Here is a 22,106-nt window from a genome sequence, read left to right on the forward strand (position 1 = left end):
ACGCATTGTCGCACTCCCCCATCGCCAATCCCCACTCCCGCGCCGCTTACTGCTTCACGAAGCGCAGCGTCATGCGGTCGCTTTCACCAATGGCCTTGTACTTGGCGGCATCGGCAGCGTCGTGGCTGTTGGACGGCGGCAGCGTCCATACACCCTTGGGGTAGTCCTTGGTATCGCGCGGATTGGCGTTGATCTCGCTGCTGCCGGCAAGCTTGAAGCCGGCCGCTTCGGCCATGGCAATCACCTGTGCCTGGCCGACATAGCCGCTGTTGTCATCGGCCGGCACGTCGGCCTTGGCGCGGTGCTCCACCACACCGAGGGTGCCACCTGGCTTGAGCACGTCAAAGAAGGCCTTGAACATGCCCTCGGCCTGGCCAGAAGAACGCCAGTTGTGGACATTGCGGAAGGTCAGCACGAGGTCGGCCGAGCCCGGTGCGCCCAGCACCGGTGCAGCCGGGTTGTAGGCGACCTCGGTAGCGCGGTCGAACTGGGCCGGGGATGCGGCGAACTTCTTGCTCAGGCCATCGCGTGAGCGCTGCTGGTAATCGCGACCGCCGCCCGCGGGCAGCGTCGCCGGATCCACTACCGCGGCCACGTACTTGCCATTCTCGCGCAGGTAGGGCGCGAGAATTTCCGAATACCAGCCACCCCCGGGGGTGATTTCAACGACGGTCTGCTGCGGCTGCAGGCCAAAGAACGCCAGGGTCTGCGCCGGATGACGGTATTCGTCGCGCAGTACATTGGCCGGCGTACGCCAGCTGCCAGCAATGGCGGCCTGCAGCTGCGGTGACACCTGCGCATCGGCAGTGGCGTGGGCCGCATCATGGGCCAGCGCGGTACCGGCAGACAGGGTACTGGCGAGCGCCAGCAGACAGGCACACAGCAGCGGGGAATGCTTCTTCATGTCGGACTCCGGCGTTTGAAACGGCGAGACTAACATGCGTTTGCACGTGCAATGCAGGCTGCAATTGTTTACATCCCGTTAGCGCAGGAACGCCACACGGAACGCTGTTTTCACCACGCTGCCACGGAATTGGAACGCATGCCGTCTATGCTGTGGAGCTGAACAACAAAGGAGCACCGCATGCCCCAGTCACGCGAACTTGGTCGCTCGGGTCTACACGTCAGCCCCATCGCTTTTGGTGGCAACGTTTTCGGCTGGAGTGCCGATGAGAAGACATCCTTTGGCCTGCTCGACGCCTTTGTCGATGCCGGCTTCAACCTGATCGATACCGCCGATGTCTATCCGGCCTGGGTGCCGGGCAACCGCGGCGGAGAGTCGGAGACCATCATCGGCCGCTGGCTGCAGCGCAGCGGCAAGCGCGACAAGGTGGTGATTGCCACCAAGGTCGCCAAATGGGCCGAGCACCCCGGCCTTTCCGCCGACAACATCAATGATGCGGTTGAGGATTCACTGCGCCGCCTGCAGACCGACGTCATCGATCTGTACCAGGCACATGAAGACGACGAATCAGTGCCCCTGGAAGAGACCCTTGGCGCGTTCGGGCGCTTGATCGAAGCCGGCAAGGTGCGGGCGATTGGCGCGTCCAACTACAGCGCCGAACGGCTGCGTGATGCACTCAAGGTCTCCGCCGACTACCACCTGCCCCGCTACGAAACCCTGCAACCGGAATACAACCTCTACGACCGCAGCGGCTACGAGACCGCGCTGGAGCCGCTGGCGCGCGAACACGGCATCGGCGTGATCAGCTATTACTCGCTGGCCAGCGGCTTCCTCAGCGGCAAATATCGCAGCGCAGCTGATGTAGGCAAGAGCGCCGCGCGCGGCGCCAAGGTTGCTGATCGCTATCTCAACCCACGCGGCCTGCGCATTCTGCAGGCACTCGACGACGTTGCCGCCAGCCACAAGGCAACGCCGGCCCAGGTCGCCCTGGCATGGTTGATCGCGCGCCCGGGCATCACCGCGCCCATCGTCAGCGCCACCAGCATGCCGCAGCTGCAGGAAGTACTGGCGGCAGCGCAGCTGGAGTTGGATGCGGCACAGCGCGCGCAGTTGGATGCCGCCAGCGCCGAAAACTGAATGCGCCAGGTTGCGCGCCCTCTGTTCGCGCCGTAGGATCGGACGGACAGGGGGTAGACCGCGAATGGAGTCCTACCCATGCAGACCACATCCGCAGCCCAGCGCAGCATTGATCGCGACGCCGAACTGACCTACTGGCGTGGCGTGCATGCCATCGGCCATCTTGGCCAACATGATTTCGACCATTACCAGCGCCTGCTGGAAATGGGCTACGACGTCTATCAGGCCTATCCACGCGCCAACGAAGAGCAGCTCTACAAAGTGCTGCAGGACAGCTATCACCGACATAGCCCGGCGTTGGCGGTTTCCTGGGATGAAGCACGCTGGCTGGTGCGCCATGCCTGGCATCACGCGCAGCAGCATTGAAGGACTTTGTGGTTGGCTTTTTTAGGCACGGCGTGAGCCGCGAAGCCACCGCAACGTCAGAAGCTGAAGCGCCTACCCCTCCCCAACCCTCCCCTTGGCTTCGCCAAAGGGAGGGAGCGAAAGCGTAGTGCCGAGCCACGCTCGGCAGGGGCTTTCCCAGCGAATGCGAACAGCGCAAACCGCATACCCGGGTTCATCGGATCACACGCACGCCGTTGGTTCTGACGATGTCAGCTTCGCGGCTTACGCCGCTCCCACAACTGGCTGCACCATTGCTTCGGCCAGGTAGTCGAGGAAGGAGCTGATGCGCGCTGATACCGCGGTGTTGCGGTAGTACACGGCGTGGATCGGCTGGCGTGTGTCCAGCGTCTGCTTGGGCAATACCTGCACCAGCTCGCCGCGCGCACGCGCCGCTTCGGTGAGGAAATCGGACAGGCAGACGATGCCGACGCCTTCCTGGGCCAGCCGATGCAGGATCTCGCCGCTGGATACCGCCAATGCGGGTCGCACGTGCAGGCGCTCGCCGTCGTCACCCTGCAATGGCCAATGATTCAGCGAATCCGGTTCGTTGAAGCCCAGCAAGGTATGCGCCTGCAGCTGCGCCACGCTCTTCGGTGTGCCGTGCTGCTGCAGGTAGGCCGGACTGGCCAGCACGCGCAGGCGGCTGTGACCCAGGGGCCGTGCATGCAGGGTGGAGTCCGCCAGCGGGCCAATGCGGATCGCCACGTCGGTGCGCCGTTCCAGCAGGTCGATGTAGCGCTCGCTGCTGTTGAGCTCCAGCGCCACCTGCGGGTAGCGCGCGCGGTAGCCGGCCACCAGCGGTGCGATCACATGCAGCATGAACGGCATCGCCGCATCCACCCGCAAGCGCCCGGACGGCGTGCCCCGGCGCGCGGCGATCTGCTCTTCGGCAGCATCCACCGAGGCGACGATGGCGCGGGCTTGGGCGAGGAAAGTCTCGCCTTCGTCGGTGAGCTGCAGGCGGCGGGTGGTGCGGGTCAGCAAGGTGGTGCCGAGCTTCTCTTCCAGCCGCCCCAGCGCCCGGCTGACGCCGGAGGTGGTCTGACCCAGTTGCTCGGCCGCAGCGGTGATCGAACCGGTGTCGATCACCGCGATGAAGGCCTGCATCTCATCCAGGGTGGTTTTCATTGGGGGCGGTCAGGTGGTGATGGAATATTGTTGACTTTAAATCAATAGTAATTGGTGGGAAACCGCATTTTTCAGCAAGAGTTCCACCGACAGACTGCGCAGCCCTTTCCAAGGATTCGCCCATGTCACGCGGAATTCCTCTTGCCTTGCTGGCGCTGACGCTGGGTGCGTTCGCCATCGGCACCACCGAGTTCGTCATCGTCGGGCTGATCCCGACCATCGCCGCCGACCTGCAGGTCAGCCTGCCCTCGGCCGGCCTGCTGGTTTCGCTGTATGCGCTGGGTGTTGCCGTAGGTGCGCCGGTACTCACCGCCTTGACCGGACGGGTGCCGCGCAAGGCCTTGCTGGTCGCGCTGATGCTGTTGTTCACCGTCGGCAACCTGATTGCGTGGATGGCACCGGGCTATGGCTCGCTGATCGTGGCGCGGGTGCTGACCGGGCTGGCGCATGGCGTGTTCTTCTCGATCGGCTCGATCATCGCCACCTCGGTGGTGCCCAAGGACAAGGCTGCCAGTGCGATCGCGATCATGTTCACCGGGCTGACCGTGGCGCTGGTGACCGGCGTGCCGCTGGGCACCTTCATCGGCCAACACCTGGGCTGGCGTGCAACCTTCCTCGCAGTGGCGGCGTTGGGCGTGATCGCCCTGCTCGGCAGCCTGCTGTTCGTGCCGCGCGACCTGCCGCGCAGCGCGCCGGCCACGTTCGGCCAGCAGTTCGCGGTGCTGGCGCAGCCGCGCCTGTTGCTGGTCTATGCGATGACCGCGCTGGGCTATGGCGGCACTTTCCTGTCCTTCACCTTCCTCGCCTCGATCCTGCAGGACGTCAGCGGCTTTTCGGCCAATGCGGTGAGCGCGGTGCTGCTGGTCTACGGCGTATCGGTGGCCATCGGCAATCTGTGGGGCGGGCGACTGGCTGACCGCCGCGGGCCGATTCCCGCGTTGACGCTGATCTTCGGGTTGCTGGCGCTGGTGTTGCTTGTACTCACCTTCACCGCCTACAACCGCTGGTTGGTGCTACTGACCGTGCTGGCGTTGGGCGCAGTGGCATTCGGCAATGTGCCGGGGCTGCAGGTGTATGTGGTCAAGCAGGCGCAGCGCTTCGTGCCGCAGGCCACCGATGTGGCATCCGGCCTGAACATCGCCGCCTTCAACATCGGCATCGCACTCGGTGCCTCGCTCGGCGGCCTGGTGGTCGATCACATCGGCCTGATGCATACGCCGTGGATTGGCGCGCTGGTGGTGCTGGGTGCGCTGGCTTTGACGGTACTGAGCGGCCGGCTGGATCGCCGCGACGGTTTGGATGTACGCGCCGAAGGCATTGCCATCAGCGCGCATTGACGGAACACGCTGTTACTTCCCCTTGGGTTTTTGTTCGCGCTGCGCGGCGTAGCCTGTAAGCGCGAATTTCTGGAGATTTGAATGACTATTCCCGCTATTGGTCTTGGCACCTATCGCCTCAAGGACCAGGTACTCACCGACTCCGTGCACAACGCATTGGAGCTGGGCTACCGTGCTTTCGACACCGCGCAGATCTACGAGAACGAAGCCGATCTGGGTGCGGCTATCGCCAGCGGCACGGTGCCGCGCGAGCAGCTGTTCCTGACCACCAAGATCTGGATCAGCAACTTCCACCACGATGACTTGCTTGCCAGCCTGCGCGAGAGCCTGCGCAAGCTGCGCACCGATCACGTCGACCTGACGCTGATCCACTGGCCCTCGCCCAAGGACGAAGTGCCGATGGCCGAGTTCCTCGGTGCGCTGCGTGAAGCCAAGGCGCTGGGTTTGACCAAGGCGATTGGTGTTTCCAACTTCACCATCGACCTGACCCGCCAGGCCATCGCCATCCTCGGCGCCGATGCCATTGCCACCAACCAGATCGAAGTACATCCCTACCTGCAGAACCGCGCCTTGATCGCCTACCTGCGCGAGCAGGGCATCCATGTCACCGCGTTCATGAGCCTGGCCTATGGCGCGGTGCTGAAGGACCCGGTGATCCAGGCCATTGCCGACAAGCACCAGGCAAGCACCGCACAGGTCGCGTTGGCGTGGGCGCTGCAGCAGGGCTATGCGGTGATTCCGTCGTCGACCAAGCGCGAGAACCTCGCCGGCAACCTGCAGGCGGCACAGCTGCGGCTGGATGCGGAGGACATGGCACGGATTGCCGAGCTGGATCGTGGCGAGCGTGTAGCCAATCCGGGTATCGCGCCAGCTTGGGATTGAGATCGATCAGCCCGGCGTGGATAGCAGCCAGGCACGCATCGCGGCGTTCACTTCCGCCGGTTTCTCCAACGGTGCCAGATGACCGCAGTCCTCGATCACCACCAGCCTTGACTGCGGCATCAGTGTGGTCATCTGCTCACTGACCGACAAGGGCGTGATCGCATCGTTGCGCCCGCAGACGATCAAGGCCGGGCCCTGCCAGGCGCTCAGGACCTCGCTGCCGTCCACACGTTGCAGCTGGCTTTGGCGCAGGAAGACTTCCGCGCCGAGGCGTGCAGTCATGCTGCGCACGGTATCCACCAGCGCATGATCCTCCAGCCGCGATGCATCGATGTAGCTGCGCATCAGCTTGTCGCCGAAGCCGTGGAAGGTGCCGGGCAGGCGCACGCTGTTCTGCTGCGCCACGCGCTGGGCGGCGCGCTCGGGCGAGTCGGGTTTGAACGAGGTGTCCAGCAGTGCCAGCTTCAGGACCCGTTGCGGTGCGATGCGCAGGATTTCCTGGGCGACGTAGCCGCCGAGTGAGAATCCGGCCAGGGCGAACTGCGCCGGGGCCTTGGCCAGCACGTCTTCGGCGACCGCGCGCATCGTGGTTTGCCGGGTGAGGTCACCGACCTGGCAGTCGGCGATGTCGGCGAATGCTTCGAGTTGGGACTGCCACAGCGTGGCATCGTTGAGCAGGCCGGGCAGCAGTAGCAGCGGGGTTCTGGCTGCGGGGTCTTGGTTCGTTTGCATGGCGCTATTGTCGCGCCTTGGGGTGGTTTGGGGGTGAGAGGTGGGGGTGGAGCGACAACCAAAGCAAAAGCCAAAGCACCCCTCCCCTGCGCTACGCGCAAGGGAGGGGGCGAAGCAGAGCACCCCTCCCCAACCCTCCCCTTGCCTTCGGCAAAGGGAGGGAGCTGATCTGCCCCCTCCCTTGCGCGTAGCGCAGGGGAGGGTTGGGGAGGGGTGCCTTTGGCTCTTGGCCTTTGGCTCTTGGCCTTTAGTTCTTAACCTCACCCACCGGCAACGTCACATTCATGATGGTGGAGTCATCCGGATCCGCCTTCACCTTGAAACCCAGGCTCTGGCACATTGCCAGCATGGTGCTGTTCTCACGCAGCACCTGCCCTTCCACCACGTTCAAACCCAGCCAGCCGGCGTACTCGATCATGATCTGCATCAGCTTCCAGCCGATGCCGTGGCCCTTCAGGTCCGAGCGGATCAGGATGCCGTACTCGCCGCGGTTGTAGTCCGCATCGGCGTGCAGGCGCACAGCCCCGAGCATTTCGCCGGTCTTGGGATCAATCGCCACCAGCGCGATCGAGCGCGCGTAATCCAGCTGGGTCAGGCGAGCGATGAACTCATGGCTGAAGTGCTTCACCGACTGGAAGAAGCGCAGACGCAGGTCATCGTCGGTGACGCGTGCGAAGAACGCGCGGAACAGTCCATCGTCTTCGGGTCGCACTGGGCGGATGAAGGCCTTGCCACCGTCGGACAGATCGATCGTGCGTTCCCATTCGTTGGGATACGGGAAGATCGCGAAGCGCGGATGACCACGGCCCTTGTGCAGGCGCTTGACCGGGGTGATTGCCACACGCGCATCCAGGGCGATCACGCCGTTGCGGTCGGCCAGCAGCGGGTTGAGGTCCAGCGTGCGGATCTCGGGAATATCCGCCGCCAGCTGCGCCAGCTTGACCAGCACCATCGCCACTGCGCGCTCGTCTGCCGCCGGTACATCACCGTAGGCTTTGAGGATGCGCGAGACGCGGGTGCGGCCGATCACTTCATGGGCAAGCCGCAGGTCCAACGGCGGCAATGCCAGGGTCTTGTCGTCAATCACCTCCACTGCCGTACCGCCACGGCCAAACACCACCACCGGCCCGAAGACCGGATCGTCGGCAATGCCGGCGATCAGCTCCCGTGCCTTGGGGCGGGTCAGGCTGGGCTGCACCAGCACGCCCTCGATGCGCGCCTGTGGGCGCTTCTCACGGGCGCGTTGCAGGATGGTGGTTGCCGCGGACTGCACCGCGCGCAGGCTGCCCAGGTTCAAGCGCACGCCATCGACTTCGGACTTGTGCGGGATGTCCGGCGAGAAAATCTTCACCGCCACGCTCATGCCCTGCTCCAGCAGTGGCTGGGCCAGGTCCATTGCTTCGTGCGGATCACGCGCGACCATCACTTCCAACGACGGTATGCCGTAGGCCTGCAGCAGCTTGTGCGTGGCCACCGGATCCAGCCATTGCTGGTCATTGGCCAGCGCCGCTTCGACCAGCGCGCGTGCGGCTGGCACGTCCACCACGAAATCCGCCGGCAGACTGGGCGGCGTTTCCATCAGCGCGGTCTGCGCCTCGCGGTAACGCACCAGATGCTGGAAGCCGCGCACGGCATCGGCCTCGGTGGGATAGGTCGGTACGCGTGCGGTGTTGAGGGTGACCGTGGCGCGGTCGTCATTGCCCAGCCAGACGGCGAACACCGGCTTGTCGCGCAGCTGCCGCGAGCGTTGACCGAGCGTGGTGGTGAGTGCCTGAGCGGCCTCGGCTGACGAGGTGAAGGCGGTCGGTACGTTGATGACCAGCACCGCGTCGTTGGCGTCGTCGGACAGCAGCGCTTCAATCGCCGAGGCGTAACGGCCGCCATCGGCATCGACCACGATGTCGACCGGATTGTCGCGCGACCAGCCCTGCGGCAAGGCCTGGTCCAGCAGCGCGACGGTGGCTGGTGACAGCTCGGCCAGGCTGCCGCCGAGTGCCTGCAGCTGATCCACTGCCAGCCGGCCGACACCGCCGCCATTGCTGAGGATGGCCAGACGGCGACCCGGAAAGGTTCCGAGACGGCCCAGGGTCTCGGCGGCGGTGAACAACTCGTCCAGTGCATTCACCCGCAGCAGTCCGGCGCGGTTGAAGGCGGCACCGTAGACCGCATCGGAATCGGCCAACGCCTGCGAATGGGTGGTAACCACCTCTGCGCTGCCGCGCGGCTTGCGCCCGGATTTGACCACCACCACGGGTTTTGCACGTGCGGCGGCACGGGCCGCCGACATGAACTTGCGCGCGTCGCTGATCTGGTCGACGTAGAGCAGGATGGCGCGGGTGCGGTAATCGCTGGCGAAATAATCGAGCAGGTCGCCGAAGTCGACATCCAGCGCATCGCCCAGCGAAACCACCGCCGAGAAGCCGACCGAGCGCGCCACGCCCCATTCCACCAGTGCAGCCGCAATCGCGCTGGATTCGGAAATCAGCGCCAGATCGCCAGCCTGCGGTGTGTGCGCGGCGATGCTGGCGTTGAGCCGTGCATGCGGGGCGATGACGCCCAGGCAATGCGGGCCGAGCACGCGCATGCCCTTGGGCCGTGCGGCGGCTTCCACCTGTGCAGCCAACGAGCCCGGGCCCTTGCCTAGGCCGGAGGTGAGGATGATGGCGGCAGCCACGCCCAGTTCGGCGGCCTGGCTGACGACCTGCGGCAACAGCGTTGCCGGCACGGTGATGACCACCAGGTCCGGAATCCACGGCAGGTCCTTGAGCTTCTTGACCGTGCGCATGCCGTCGATTTCGGCATAGCGCGGGCTGACCCAGCCGATCTGCCCGGCGAAGCCGCCGGCGCGCAGATTGCGGATCACCGCTCGGCCGGCGGAACGATCGCGCGGGCTGCCGCCAATCACTGCCACCGAGCGGGGGCGGAATACGGTCTGCAGGTGATAGGTGCTCATTGCGAAGCCTGTTGCGGGTACCGGGTCAAAGGTACACGGCTGCGGTGCTGGGTGGGCTGCGTTGGATCAAAGTTGGGGGTTGGATTTGGCGAAAAGCACCCCTCCCCGGCCCTCCCCTTGGCTGCGCCAAAGGGAGGGAGACAGGCGGCGAACTGGCAGATGGCCGCTAACAGCCCCCTCCCTTGCGCGTAGCGCAGGGGAGGGTTGGGGAGGGGTGGCTTCTGCGTTTGCCGTTGGGTTTGCCGGTAGAGCCCCTGCCGAGCATGGCTCGGCACTACAGGTCCTCCTCTACGGGTAACGCCCCTGCCGAGCATGGCTCGGCACTACATTCAGAGCAGGGTGCCGCCGAGGATCATTGCGGCGATGCTGAAATAGATCACCAGGCCGGTGACATCCACCAGCGTGGCCACGAACGGGGCCGAGGCGCTGGCCGGGTCGAAACCCAGGCGCTTGAGCACGAACGGCAGCATCGAGCCGGACAGGGAACCGAAGGTGACGATGCCGATCAGGGCCGCGCCGATGGTCACCGCCAGCAGCTTCCAGTGCTCGCCGTAGTCGTGCAGGCCGGCCAGCTGCCAGACGGTGATGCGGATGATCGCCAAGCTGCCAAGGATCGCACCCAGCACCACGCCGGTCGGCAGCTCGCGCAGGGCAACCTTCCACCAGTCACGCAGGCGCAGTTCGCGCAGCGCCAGCGAGCGGATCAGCAGCGAGGTCGCCTGCGAGCCGGAGTTGCCGCCCGAGCTCATGATCAGCGGAATGAACAAGGTCAGCACCACCGCGCGCGCCAGCTCGTCCTCGTAGTGCTGCATGGCGCTGGCGGTCAGCATTTCGCCGAGGAACAGCACGCTCAACCAGCCGGCGCGCTTGCGCAGCATCTCCAGGAAGCCGATCTGCATGTACGGCTTGTCCAGGGCTTCCACGCCGCCGAACTTGTGCACGTCCTCGGTGGATTCATCGATCAATGCATCGAGGATGTCATCGACGGTGACGATCCCCAGCATCTGCTGCTGTGCATCCACCACCGGGATCGCCAGCAGGTCGTGGCGGCGGATCAGCTGCGCCACCTCCTCCTGGTCCAGCAAGGCATCCACGGTCACCGGCGGATTGACCTGGGCAACGGACAGGATCGAATCCTCCGGTTCGCCGGTGATCAGCCGCCGCATCGTCACCACCTGCTGCAGCTGGCGGGTCTGCGGGTCCAGCACGTAGATGGCGTAGACCGTCTCGCGGCTGCGCTCCACTTCGCGGATGTGCTGCAGGGTCTGTGCCACCGTCCAGTCTGCCGGCACGCCGACAAACTCGGTGGTCATCAAGGCGCCGGCGGTGTTGGGCGGATAGCTCAGCAGCAGCTGGATCGAGCGCCGTGCCTCCGGTGCCAGCAGCGGGATCAACCGCGCACGCTCGGCATCATCCAGCTCATGGACGATATCGGTGGCACGGTCGTCGGCCATCAGCCCCAGCAGGGCTGCGGCGCGGGCCGGCGGCAGCGCCGCGATCAGCTCGCCTGCATGCTGAAGCTCAGGGGCTTCCAGCAGTTTGACCGCACGCGGCAACGACAGTGCCGCCAGCGTATTGGCCGCAAGCGGCAATGGCAGGGCGTTGAGATACTCCACCGCGTCGGCGGTGTTGTAATCGGCCAAGGGCGCGCTCAGCGTGGCTGCGTCCACCACGGGCCGCAGAAATTGCTTCTGGTTCATGTTGATTCGCCTGTTCTGGATTGCGACCGCAACGCCAGCACAGGGCGAACCAGCCCTGTCAGGCGGTTGCCGTCGCTGGTGTCGACGATCGCGTTCGACTTCTACTGTCGCTGGACATGGGTTGGACTCCGGAAAGGTGCTGCGCGGTTCTACCGGCAGCGGCGCGAGTCTGGTCCTGTTGGTCGACGGGGTCAAGCCTGCATCGCTGCGTCCCGCCAACGAAGGCCATCTATACGCATTCACTCACGGCACAGTCCGCATAATGTGAAATCGTCGGTAGGCAGTTGCCCGGCCGGTCAGCTGGATCAATCAAGGAATCCCTTCAAATGCATGGCACCGGTCTCGAATTGGCCTTGGTACTGCTGCTGGCGGCGGTCATCGCCGTGCCGGTATTCAAGCGCTTCGGGCTGGGCGCGGTGCTGGGCTACCTGGCCGCTGGCGTGGTGCTGGGGCCGCATGTGCTGGGCTTCGTGCAGGACGCCGACCGCATCCTCAATGCCGCCGAGATCGGCGTGGTGATGCTGCTGTTCGTGATCGGGCTGGAGCTGTCGCCGTCGCGGCTGATGGTGATGCGACGGCCGGTGTTCGGCGCCGGCACGGTACAGGTGCTGCTCAGTGCGGTGGTGCTGGGCGGCCTGCTGCTGCTCAATCACTTCTCGTGGAAGAGCGCGCTGGTGATCGGCACCGCGCTGGCCCTGTCTTCAACAGCGGTCGGCCTGCAGCTGTTGTCCGAGCACAAGGCGCTCAATACCGACTATGGCCGGCTCGGCTTTGCCATCCTGTTGTTCCAGGACCTGGTGGCGATCCCGTTGCTGGCGGCCATTCCACTGCTGGGTGGGGTCAAGAACGAAACCCTGAGTTGGCAGGATGCCTCCATCGCCCTCGGCGCATTGATGCTGGTGATCGTGCTCGGCCGGCCGATGCTGCGCCAGCTGTTCAACATTGTCGCCCGTACCCGCATGCCGGAGGTGTTCACCGCCACCGCCTTGCTGGTGGTGCTGGGCACGGCCTGGTTCATGGCCGAGGCCGGGCTCAGCGCCAGCCTGGGCGCCTTCATCGCCGGCGTATTGCTGGCCGACTCCGAATTCCGCCACGAGATCGAATCGCAGATCGAACCGTTCAAGGGCCTGCTGCTCGGCCTGTTCTTCATTGCCGTTGGCATGGGCATCGACCTGAAGCGGGTGGCCGCCGAACCCGAGATCATCGCGCTCGGCGTGGCCATCCTGCTGATGGTGAAGTTCTCCATCCTGATCGCGCTGGGCTTGGCCGCGCGCATGTCGCTGCGCAATGCGCTGATGCTGGGCAGCGTGTTGTGGCTGGGTGGGGAATTCGCCTTCGTGGTGTTCAACGAAGCCGAGCGGGCGCATCTGCTCGGGCGCATCAACCACGACCGGCTGGTGGCCGTGGTCAGCCTGTCGATGGCGATCACCCCCTTGCTGCTGCTTGCCCTGCAACGATCACTGCAACTCAAGCCAGCGCCGCGGCCAACACAGCCCGCACCGGATGAGACCCTCAAGGACGCCGGCGCGCAGCGACCACAGGTATTGATTGCCGGCATGGGCCGCTTCGGCCAGATCGTCGGCCGCATGCTGACCGCACAGCGCATTCCCTTTGTTGCCTTGGAAGCCGACCCGGACACGGTCAAGGACCTGCGCCGTTTCGGCAACCAGCTGTACTACGGCGACCCGACCCGCCCCGATCTGCTGCGTGCCGCCGGCGCCGAACACATCCGCGTGTTCGTGATGGCGATGGACAACCCCGACACCAATCTGCGCGCGGTGCGGCTGGTGCGGCGCATGTATCCCAAGGCGACGGTGCTGGCGCGTGCGCGCAACCGCCAGCACGCGTGGAAGCTGCTGGACATGTCAGCCGAACCGTTCCGCGAGGTATTCGGCTCCAGCCTTGAAGCCAGCGAGCGGGTGCTGACCGCGCTTGGCTTCCCGGAAAATGTGGCGCGTGACCACGTACAGCGTTTCCGCGAACACGATGAAGCGCTGCTCAAGGCGCAGCATCTGGTCTACGACGACGAAGCGGCGGTGATGCAGACCTCGCGCGATGCCCGCGCCGACCTGATGCACCTGTTCGAGGCCGATGCCAGTGACAGTACGACGGTGAAGCCTTCCAACGACAAGGAATGAGGCGGCCTGGGCTGGCGTTGTCCTGTGCGCACTGTGGGAGCGGCATAAGCCGCGAAGCTGATGGTGCTGAAGGCCTTGGCAGCTTTGCCATGTGATGATGTAGCGGCTTCGCGGCTTACGCCGCTCCCACAAAAATGAAGCTGATGGTTCTGAAGTCGTTGCTGTCTATGCCACCTGATGATGTGGTGGCTTCGCGGCTTACGCCGCTCCCACAGAAAAATATGTCCAATGAGAAAGGGCGCCTTGCGGCGCCCTTTGTGCTTACTTGCGGCGCTGGGCCGGAATGAAGACCTCGTTGACCGCTGCGGACAACTGGTCCGGCGGCAGCAGGCCCTGGTCAAGCAGGAAGTTGTTGAAGGCCAGGCGGTCGAACTTGTCGCCCAGCGCCAGCTCGGTCTGCATGCGCAGTTCCATGATCCGGGTGTAGCCGTAGAAGTAGCTGCAGGCCTGGCCCGGCGAACGCACGGTGTAACGGTCCAGCTCCTGCGTGGCCATGGCCTCGGACAGACCCACGCCTTCCACCAGTACCTTGCGGGCGCGCTCGCGGTCGGTCTGGCCCAGGTTGAGCGCGGGGTCGAGCATGGCGCGGGCGGCACGCAGCAGGCGGAACTGCAGCGCGATCATCTGCCCGTCCAGCGGCTCGAACGGCACCATCTCGGCTTCGGCATACAGCGCCCAGCCTTCAACATTGACCGAATTGAAGGCGAACAGGGTGCGCGCCAGCGAGATACCGCGCTCCACCATCGCCGCGAACTGCAGGTCATGGCCGGGGCGGCCTTCATGCGCGCTCAGCGTCCATGCCGCCGAGCCGAAGTTGAAGTCGTCGTACTGCGCCTTCTCGCCCGAGGCCGGGTTGCCCAGTGGCAGCACGAAGGTGCCCTGCTGGCCGGTGTTGCCGACCAACGGTGCCGGCAGGTAATGCGGGGCCGGGGAGGCGGCGCTTTCGGCCTCGCTGCCCAGGCGCATCTGTAGCGGGCGCTGCGGCACGTCGACGATGCCCTGCTTGCGGATGATGGGGTCGATCGCGTCGATCACGCCGCGGTAATGCGACTCCAGCTGGTCGTTGCCGATCTTGTCCTGCTTCAGCGCGCGGATCACCGCCGCATAATCGGTGTTGTCGGCCACCTTCAGGCCCTTGGCCTGCACCACCAACGGCGCCAGCTGGCGCATCATCGCGCGGGTTTCCATGTACTCCAGCTGGGCACGCTGCATCAGCAGGGCCGGATCGATGTCCACGCCCACTTCCTTGAGCTGGAAGGCGTACAGCTCGGCCGGCAGGCGGGTGTCGGTACGCGCCTTGGGCAGCACTTCCTTCTGCGTCCAGGCGATGTAGTCCTTCATCTGCGTGGACAGCTCGGCCAGCGACGCATCGGCACCGTCGATCCTGTACTTGGCGAACAGCTTGCCGATGCCGGCGATGTAGGTGTCGACGTTGGCCAGGGCCTGGTCGACCTCGATTTTGGTCGGCTGCAGCAGGTTGGGCGTGCCGCTCTTTTCCTCATAGCGCTGGCGCGCCAGGGTAGCCAGCGGCTGCGTGCCGGGGGCCTGGCCCAGATAGGCCTTCAGGCGATCCAGGGCCTTGGCCCGGCGCGCCTCCGGCACCTGGTCGGAGAGCAGGCCGTTGATGCCGCCAAACACCGCCTGCGGCACATCCACCCATGGCATCAGGTGCTGTTCGTTGAGGGTGCTGCTCTCGATGTTGCGCTCGGCCGCGGCGATCAGGATCTCCAGGTCCTGGCGCACATTGGGGTCGCGCTCCACCTGCAGCTTCTCGCGCAGCTGGTCGCGCGCCTTGCCCAGCGCCACGCGGTAACGGTTGCTGTTGTCCGGGCCCAGATCGACAACCTTGTCGTCGTAACCCGGCACGCCGAAGAAGCTGGTCATCTCCGGCTGGAACGGTGCCTGCGCCTGCAGCAGGATCTGCGCCAGTTCATTGCTATGGGCAACCCAGGCCGGTGCGGCAGGTGCTGCCTTGGCCGGTGCCGGTGCTGCGCCTGCGGTGAACGGCAGCGGGGCGGCCAGGGCCAGGGCGACGGCAAGGACGAGAGGTTTCATGGGCAGCTCCATAAGGGATGGGCTGACCGTACGCAGTCATTGCCGGGGCGGCAAGGGTAGGAAGTGGGGTGTTGGGGCAACTGCGGGAGCAAAGCTTACCCCTCCCCAACCCTCCCCTTCGCTGCGCGAAAGGGAGGGGGAACAGCTCAGCCCCCTCCCTTTGCCGCAGGCAAGGGGAGGGTTGGGGAGGGGTGCTTCTGGCTTTGGCCTGCAGCCCTCACCCAAAAATCAAAACAACAAGGCGCCTCAAGGCTTCAAACAACGCCCCAGGAAGTTCTCGGCAATGCGATAGCGGTGCAGCGCATTGGCGCCGGACAGCCCATGCTTGGCACCCGGGTAGGTCATCAGCTCGAACGGCTGGCTACGCTTCTGCAGTGCGCTCATCAGGCTGGTCGAGTTGCTGAACAGCACGTTGTCATCGGCCATGCCGTGGATCAGCAGCAGTGGCGAGGTCAGCCCATCGATATGGGTGAGTACGCGGCCTTCGGCATAGCCGGCGGGGTTGGCCGCTGGCAGGTTCATGTAACGCTCGGTGTAGTGGGTGTCGTACAGCCCCCAATCGGTGACCGGCGCACCGGCCACGCCACAGGCGTACTGGTTGGATGCCTTGGCCAGCAGCATCAGTGTCATGTAACCGCCATTGGACCAGCCCTGCACACCGATGCGGCTGCCATCCACCCACGGCTGGGTCTTCAGCCATTCCACGCCCTTGAGCTGGTCGGCCACTTCCACCGTGCCCTGCACGCCGTACAGCGCACCACCGAAGTCACGGCCACGGCGCGGCGTGCCACGGTTGTCCAGCGAGAACACCACGTAGCCGTGCTGGGCGAGGTACTGGTTGAACAGGTGATCGCCACGGCCAGGCCAGCTGTCGGTCACGGTCTGCGAGGCCGGGCCACCGTAGACATACACGGCCACCGGATATTTCTTCGCCGGGTCGAAGCCCTCGGGCTTGATCAGGCTGTAATGCAGCGGGGTCTTGCCGTCGGCGGCGGTCAACGTGCCGTATTCGACCGGGCGCTGGGCGTCGCGGTACTTCGCAAACGGATGCTTGGGGTCGGCCAGATTGTTGTCGAGCAGCGTCGCGATCTTCTCGCCATTGGCACGGAACAGTTCGATCTGCGGCGGAGTGGTGCTGTTGGACCAGGTGTCCACGTAGACGCTGGCATTGTTGGCGAACGCGGCGCTGTGCATGCCAGCCGCCTGTGACAGCTTCTTCGGCGCACCACCTGCCAGCGCCACGGCGTAGATCTCGCTGCGCAACGGCGATTCGACGCCGGCGCGGAAGTAGACGGTACCGGCGGCCTCATCCACCGCCAGCAGCTCATCAACCGGCCAATTGCCGGAGGTCAGCGCGGTCAGGTTGCTGCCGTCGGCATTGGCCACGTACAGGTGCTGGAAACCACTGCGTTCGGACGACCACACAAAGCGCCCGTCCTTGAGGAAACGCAGGCTGTTGTGCAGCGGCACCCAGGTCTTGCCGCTCTCGGTCGCCAGGGTGCGCTGCTTGCCATCGGCCAGGTTGGCCTCGATCAGCTCCAGCGTCTTCTGGTCGCGGCTCTGTCGCTGGAAGCTGAGGTGTTGCGGATCGCGCCAGTTCACGCGCGCCAGGTAGATGTCCTGCTCCTTGCCCAGGTCCACCCAATTGACCGCGGCAGCGGCGCGCGGCGCGACCACGCCCAGGGTGACCAGCACGTTGCGGTCACCGGCAGCCGGGTAGCGCTGCTCGATCATCTCCACGCGGTCGGCATACATTTCATAGCGCTTCTGCACCGGCACCGCTGATTCGTCGATGCGGGCGAAGGCAATGGCCGAGTCATCCGGCGCCCACCAGTAACCGGTGTGGCGATCCATTTCCTCGTCGGCCACGAACTCGGCCACACCGTTGCCGATGGTGGCGCTGCCGTCGCGGGTCAGCTGCAGTTGCTTGCCGCTGGCCAGATCGATCACCCACAGGTTGCGCTCGCGCACGAAGCTGACGAAGCCCCCCTTGGGCGAAAGCTTGGCATCGGTGCTGAAGCCTTCGCCGTTGGTGAGCTTGCGTACCGCAGCGCTGCCCTGCTTGCCCAGGTCGTACAGGTACAGTTCGCCGCCCAGCGGGAACAGCAGGGTCCTGGCATCCGGCGACCACTGGTAATCGACGATGCCGCTCAGCGCGGCGATGCGCTGGCGCTCGCGGCGCGCCTTCTCCTCGTCACTAAGCGTCTCAGCACCGGGCAGCACCAGCTTGGAATCGACCAGCAGCCGGGTCTGGCCGCTGGCGATGTCGTATTCCCACAGGTCCAGCTGGTTGCGGTCGCTGTCCTTGCCACGCAGGAAGGTCACCCGCGAGCCGTCCGGCGCCACCTTGGGCTTCATCAGCGTGGGGCCGGTCAGCGGCGCGTTGCCGGTGATGGCTTCGAGGGTGAGCTTTTCAGCATGGACGGCGGGCGTGGCGAGGATCATGGCAAGGGCTAGGAACAAGGGACGCATGGGATTCCTGTCAGGGACAGCACGGATCGGGCCATCCTAGCGAACCACGGCCTGCTGTGCTTCCATCGAAAGTCCTGCTTCGACGATCCCGTTCGCACCACATGACCGATTCCGCTCCACACCTGCGCTGGCAGGCCGCCGTCCATGCCTACGCCAGCCATCTCAACGATTACGTCGCCCGTGGTGATGCCTGCAACTGGAAGAACATGGGCCAGCCGCAGGATCCACCCGATCTGTCGGCGCTGTTGCCGACCCTGATGGAAGCGTTGCGCGCAGCCAATGCCAACGGCGACGAGCTGGCACTGGCGCAGCTGCGCGGGCAATGGCCGCCGCTGCATGAGGCCACCCAGTCGATGCTGGAGGCCAACGGCCAGGGCTTCAGCGCACTGGCCTGGCTGCCCGATGGCAGCCTGCTGGTGCGCACCGGGGCCTGGTACGAGCCGGGCCAGGTGCTGAGCGTGCGTGGGCTGGAAATCCGCCCGCTGCCCGACGTGCTGATGTTCGGCAGCAGCCCGGACCGGCAACTCGTGGCACTGGCCACGGCAGGGCACATCCACATCATGCGGGGCGAACAGCCCCAGCCTATCGCCGAGCTCCCGCTGCCACGAGGTGACGAGGCCTTGCCGGCAACGTTGGCCAGCCTGGCTGCAGCCGAAGACGAGGCCGCGATCCAACAGCTGATCCCGTTCAACGACGGCCAGCGCGCGGTGGTGGTGCGTGCCGATGGTGTGTTCCTGTGCAGCGCCGCCGGCATCCAGCGGCTGTTGCCGACCGCCGACGAACTGCAGGAACAGGCTGCCGACGAAGAGCCTTGCGCGGTGCGGCTGGACATGGTGCATGCCGCGGTCTCGCCCGACGGACAGTGGATCGCCTGCGGCCAGCAGGACGGCCACCATCGCATCTTCGATGGCCAGGGCCAGCCGGTGTGCACGATCGGTCCACACGGCGAGTATCCGCACCACGCGGCGTTCTTCGCCGATGGCCAGCATGTCGCGCTGAACGCCTGCCACTTCTACAACGGTGCCACCATTGCGGTGGAAACAGCGGCTTTCGGCCAGATCGACACCGACTTCTACGAAGACCATCCCGCGCTGCGGGTGGTGGACCCGGGCGGCCGCATCTACGCCAGCGCGCCGGTGGCCGGCGGGCTGGTGCTGGGCGATGCCTATGGTTACCTGCGTGCGGTGGATGCGGCCGGCACCCTGCTGTGGAAGCAGCATGTCGGCAGTACCATCAGTGCGATGGCCAGCTCCGCCGATGGCCGTCTGCTGGCGGTGGGCAGCTATTCCGGCACGGTGCACCTGCTCGACCTGACCTCGACCGCCGCCAATCCGGAACAGGTCGGCGTGGGGGCGCATCCGGAGATCCGCCGCTGGCTGTTCTGGAAACAGGAAGCCACGCCGCTGGCGTGGTGATTGCCCTGCCCCACAGCGTGCCGCCTGCATGGCGGCCGCTGCCAATGCCTCGACTGTGGCTCAGCGCTGCCCGAACAGCAGGCGTTTTTCCTCATCGCTGAGTGGCTGCCCGGCCTGCGGATTGACCGTCGGCCCGATTGCATAGGCACGCTGGGTAGCCGGCCGCTCGGCGATGGCTTGGTGCCAGCGACGCAGGTGCGGGAAGGCGTCGAAGTCCACCGGCAGCTTGGCGTAGGCGCCAATCCACGGATAGCTGGCCATGTCGGCGATGCCGTAGTCCGCACCGCCCAGATAGGCCGACTCGGACAGGCGCTTGTCCATCACCCGGTGCAGGCGCCGCACCTCGCTGTCATAGCGCTCGATCGCGTAGGGGATGCGTTCCGGGGCGTAGACGTTGAAATGGCCCATCTGGCCGCTCATCGGGCCCAGCCCGCCCATCTGCCAGAACAACCATTCCAGAGTGGCGGCACGGCCGCGCAGGTCGGCGGGGATGAAGCGGCCGGTCTTCTCGGCCAGGTACAGCAGGATGGCACCGGACTCGAAAACGCTCAGCGGCGCACCGCCGTCGGCCGGGGCATGGTCAACGATGGCCGGCATCTTGTTGTTCGGCGAGATGGCGAGGAATTCCGGCAGGAACTGGTCGCCCTTGCCGATGTTGACCGGGTGCACGCGGTATTCCAGCCCGGCCTCCTCCAGGAACAGGGTGATCTTGTGGCCATTGGGAGTGGGCCAATAGTAAAGGTCGATCATGAATACGCCTCGGCAGAACCATCCTCAGGGGCCCTTACGGTAGCCGCTTGGCAGCCTTCCGGGCGACCGGTAACCTGCGCGGTTTCCGCAACGCACCATCCTTCCAATGTCCGACTACAAACCGCTGAGCCCGCTCTCGTCCCTGATCTTCGCCTCGCGCTGGCTGCAGCTGCCGCTGTACCTGGGGCTGATCGTCGCGCAATGCGTCTATGTGTTCCTGTTCGGCAAGGAGTTGTTGCATCTTGTCACCGACGCGCAGGGTCTGACCGAGCAGAAGATCATGCTGATCGTGCTGGGCCTGATCGACGTGGTGATGATCTCCAACTTGCTGGTGATGGTGATCGTCGGTGGTTATGAAACCTTCGTCTCCCGTCTTGGCCTGCAGGGCCATCCGGACCAGCCGGAGTGGCTGAGCCACGTCAACGCCTCGGTGCTGAAGGTCAAACTGGCAATGGCGATCATCGGCATTTCCTCGATCCACCTGCTCAAGACCTTCATCGAAGCCGGCCAGCTCGGCATGCCGCTGTGCACCCCGGAACTGACCGCGATCAAGTCGCCTTGCACCACCTTCACCCGCGATGGCGTGTTGTGGCAGACCATCATCCACTGCGTGTTCATCCTGTCGGCCATCGGCATCGCCTGGACCGACAAGCTGATGTCCAACGGCCACGCCAAGCCCGCCGCCAACGCGCACTGAGCGACAGCAGGGACGGGCGCCACGCAATGTGACGCCCGTCACTTTTTCATTTCAGCGTCATCATCGACCGCCGCTTACCGCGCCGGCGATGCTAGATTCGCGCTTCACTGCTGATGGGTGCGGCATCGGGAAATGCCGCCACCATGCGCCGTCAGGGCCTACGCAGTCCACGTTCGTCGATTCAAGGGGATGTTTGATGTCGTACGTCATGAGTAAAGGCAAGCTGCGCCTGTTGGCGCCCGTTGTTCTGCTGAGCACGCTGGTTGCCTGTTCCGGCAAGGATGAAACCGCCGCACCGGCCGCTGCACCGGCCACCCCGGCTGCCGCCGCGCCTGCCCCGGCGGTAGCCGAAAAGGTCCAGGCCATGGATACCCAGCAGCTGCGCGACCTGGCCAGCGCCGCACTGCGCGAAAACCGCATGTACGCCCCGGCCGGCGACAACGCCATGGAGTACTACCTGGCCTTGCGTGACAAGCTTCCCGATGACGCGTCCATCAAGAGCGCATTGACCGACCTGCAGCCCTACACCCTGATTGCCGCCGAGCAGGCCCTGGGCCGGGAAGACTTCCCCGAAACCCAGCGGCTTATCGCACTGGTGGAAAAGGTGGATCCCAATGCACCCGCCCTGCCGCGCCTGAAACAGGGCGTGACCGGCAGCATGCAGGTTGCCGAGCGCCGCACGGTGGAAGAAGCCGACAAGGCCAAGAAGGACGCCGAGACCCGCGCCAAGCAGCAGGTTGAACAGCAGCGCCTGGCCCAGCAGCAGGCCGCAGAAGCCAGCGCCGCCCAGCAGCTGGCCGCAAAGCAGGAAGCCGCGCGCAAGGAAAGCGAACGCCAGGAAGCCGAGCGCCAGACTGCCGCCCGTCGTGAAGCGGAACAGCGCAGTGCGGCGGCCGCAGCTGCCCAGCAGGCCGCCGCACCCAAGCCGGCGGCCGCACCGACCCTGCGCGCGGTCAGTACGCCGGCCCCGCGTTACCCGGCCGACGCCCTGCGTTCGGGCACCTCTGGTGAAGTGCTGGTGGAACTGAGCATCGGCACCGATGGCTCGGTCACCGACGCCCGCGTGCTGCGCGCCAACCCGGCACGCGTGTTCGACCGCGAGGCCTTGAATGCGGTGAAGCGTTGGAAGTTCGAGCCGATCAGCAGCCCGACCACCACGCGCCGTACGCTGGCATTTGCGCCGAACAAGTAAGCGGTTCTTGATGTAGTGCCGAGCCGTGCTCGGCAGAGGCCTTACCGGTAAAGCCACACCCCAGCATGCCTCGGCGCTACAGGTGAAGCAAACGCAAAGGCCCGGAGCGATCCGGGCCTTTGTTGTTCTGGTAGTGCCGGGCCGGGGGGGGGCGGGGCGGGGCCGGGGGAGCCCCCCCCGCCCCGTGGCGGGGCGCCCACGCGGGGCGGGGGCTCCCGCGGGGTCCG

General features: G+C 65.5%; 16 protein-coding genes. 8 read left to right on the forward strand and 8 right to left on the reverse strand.

Going from position 1 to position 22,106, the window contains the following annotated elements:
- Positions 1-46 precede the first annotated feature (46 nt).
- A complete protein-coding gene (locus AC1VXC_RS14285) occupies positions 47-904 on the reverse strand; it encodes a class I SAM-dependent methyltransferase (protein WP_313173222.1) in 858 nt (285 codons plus the stop codon).
- A gap of 180 nt (positions 905-1,084) precedes the next feature.
- Between AC1VXC_RS14285 and AC1VXC_RS14290 the strand changes: the two genes are divergently transcribed.
- On the forward strand, positions 1,085-2,041 hold the full coding sequence (locus tag AC1VXC_RS14290; protein ID WP_313494255.1) for an aldo/keto reductase: 957 nt from the start codon (positions 1,085-1,087) through the stop codon (positions 2,039-2,041).
- Between the two features lie 78 nt (positions 2,042-2,119).
- Positions 2,120-2,407, forward strand: a complete 288-nt coding sequence (locus AC1VXC_RS14295) for a hypothetical protein (RefSeq protein ID WP_313173224.1) — start codon at positions 2,120-2,122, stop codon at positions 2,405-2,407.
- Between the two features lie 243 nt (positions 2,408-2,650).
- On the opposite strand, the gene AC1VXC_RS14300 is transcribed toward AC1VXC_RS14295, so the two are convergent.
- Positions 2,651-3,556, reverse strand: a complete 906-nt coding sequence (locus AC1VXC_RS14300) for a LysR substrate-binding domain-containing protein (protein WP_481539310.1) — start codon at positions 3,554-3,556, stop codon at positions 2,651-2,653.
- A 122-nt stretch (positions 3,557-3,678) separates the two neighbouring features.
- On the opposite strand from AC1VXC_RS14300, the gene AC1VXC_RS14305 reads away from it, so the two are divergent.
- The gene (locus tag AC1VXC_RS14305) at positions 3,679-4,893 is read left to right on the forward strand and encodes an MFS transporter (protein WP_313173226.1); all 1,215 of its coding nucleotides are present in this window, start codon (positions 3,679-3,681) and stop codon (positions 4,891-4,893) included.
- A gap of 81 nt (positions 4,894-4,974) precedes the next feature.
- On the forward strand, positions 4,975-5,775 hold the full coding sequence (dkgB, locus tag AC1VXC_RS14310; RefSeq protein ID WP_481539309.1) for a 2,5-didehydrogluconate reductase DkgB: 801 nt from the start codon (positions 4,975-4,977) through the stop codon (positions 5,773-5,775).
- Positions 5,776-5,781: 6 nt separating this feature from the next.
- On the opposite strand, the gene AC1VXC_RS14315 is transcribed toward dkgB, so the two are convergent.
- The 3 genes from AC1VXC_RS14315 to mgtE all read right to left on the reverse strand — a co-directional run bounded on the left by AC1VXC_RS14315 (position 5,782) and on the right by mgtE (position 11,160).
- Entirely contained in the window at positions 5,782-6,507 is a 726-nt protein-coding gene (locus AC1VXC_RS14315) for an alpha/beta fold hydrolase (protein WP_481539308.1), read from the reverse strand.
- A gap of 247 nt (positions 6,508-6,754) precedes the next feature.
- Entirely contained in the window at positions 6,755-9,460 is a 2,706-nt protein-coding gene (locus tag AC1VXC_RS14320; protein ID WP_313494261.1) for a bifunctional acetate--CoA ligase family protein/GNAT family N-acetyltransferase, read from the reverse strand.
- Positions 9,461-9,789: 329 nt separating this feature from the next.
- The gene (gene mgtE, locus AC1VXC_RS14325) at positions 9,790-11,160 is read right to left on the reverse strand and encodes a magnesium transporter (RefSeq protein ID WP_313173230.1); all 1,371 of its coding nucleotides are present in this window, start codon (positions 11,158-11,160) and stop codon (positions 9,790-9,792) included.
- Positions 11,161-11,486: 326 nt separating this feature from the next.
- On the opposite strand from mgtE, the gene AC1VXC_RS14330 reads away from it, so the two are divergent.
- On the forward strand, positions 11,487-13,298 hold the full coding sequence (locus AC1VXC_RS14330; RefSeq protein ID WP_481539909.1) for a monovalent cation:proton antiporter-2 (CPA2) family protein: 1,812 nt from the start codon (positions 11,487-11,489) through the stop codon (positions 13,296-13,298).
- 261 nt (positions 13,299-13,559) lie between these two features.
- Here AC1VXC_RS14330 and AC1VXC_RS14335 read toward each other — a convergent pair whose 3' ends face one another.
- Together AC1VXC_RS14335 and AC1VXC_RS14340 are read right to left on the reverse strand one after the other, a co-directional pair.
- Positions 13,560-15,353 (reverse strand): DUF885 domain-containing protein, encoded by a 1,794-nt coding sequence (locus AC1VXC_RS14335; RefSeq protein ID WP_481539867.1) that lies wholly within the window; start codon positions 15,351-15,353, stop codon positions 13,560-13,562.
- 246 nt (positions 15,354-15,599) lie between these two features.
- Positions 15,600-17,825 (reverse strand): S9 family peptidase, encoded by a 2,226-nt coding sequence (locus AC1VXC_RS14340; protein ID WP_481539866.1) that lies wholly within the window; start codon positions 17,823-17,825, stop codon positions 15,600-15,602.
- A 101-nt stretch (positions 17,826-17,926) separates the two neighbouring features.
- Here AC1VXC_RS14340 and AC1VXC_RS14345 point away from each other — a divergent pair, with 101 nt between their 5' ends.
- The gene (locus AC1VXC_RS14345) at positions 17,927-19,240 is read left to right on the forward strand and encodes a WD40 repeat domain-containing protein (protein WP_481539865.1); all 1,314 of its coding nucleotides are present in this window, start codon (positions 17,927-17,929) and stop codon (positions 19,238-19,240) included.
- Positions 19,241-19,300: 60 nt separating this feature from the next.
- On the opposite strand, the gene AC1VXC_RS14350 is transcribed toward AC1VXC_RS14345, so the two are convergent.
- A complete protein-coding gene (locus tag AC1VXC_RS14350) occupies positions 19,301-19,990 on the reverse strand; it encodes a glutathione binding-like protein (protein WP_313173235.1) in 690 nt (229 codons plus the stop codon).
- A 106-nt stretch (positions 19,991-20,096) separates the two neighbouring features.
- Here AC1VXC_RS14350 and AC1VXC_RS14355 point away from each other — a divergent pair, with 106 nt between their 5' ends.
- Both AC1VXC_RS14355 and AC1VXC_RS14360 read left to right on the forward strand, forming a co-directional pair.
- Positions 20,097-20,687 carry a TIGR00645 family protein gene (locus tag AC1VXC_RS14355; protein ID WP_313173236.1) on the forward strand — a complete coding sequence of 197 codons (591 nt, stop codon included), beginning with the start codon at positions 20,097-20,099 and terminating at the stop codon, positions 20,685-20,687.
- 196 nt (positions 20,688-20,883) lie between these two features.
- Positions 20,884-21,879: an energy transducer TonB gene (locus AC1VXC_RS14360; RefSeq protein WP_313173237.1), complete on the forward strand. Its 996-nt coding sequence runs from the start codon at positions 20,884-20,886 to the stop codon at positions 21,877-21,879.
- Positions 21,880-22,106 lie beyond the last annotated feature (227 nt).

Source organism: Stenotrophomonas sp. STEN033 (genome assembly GCF_056856655.1).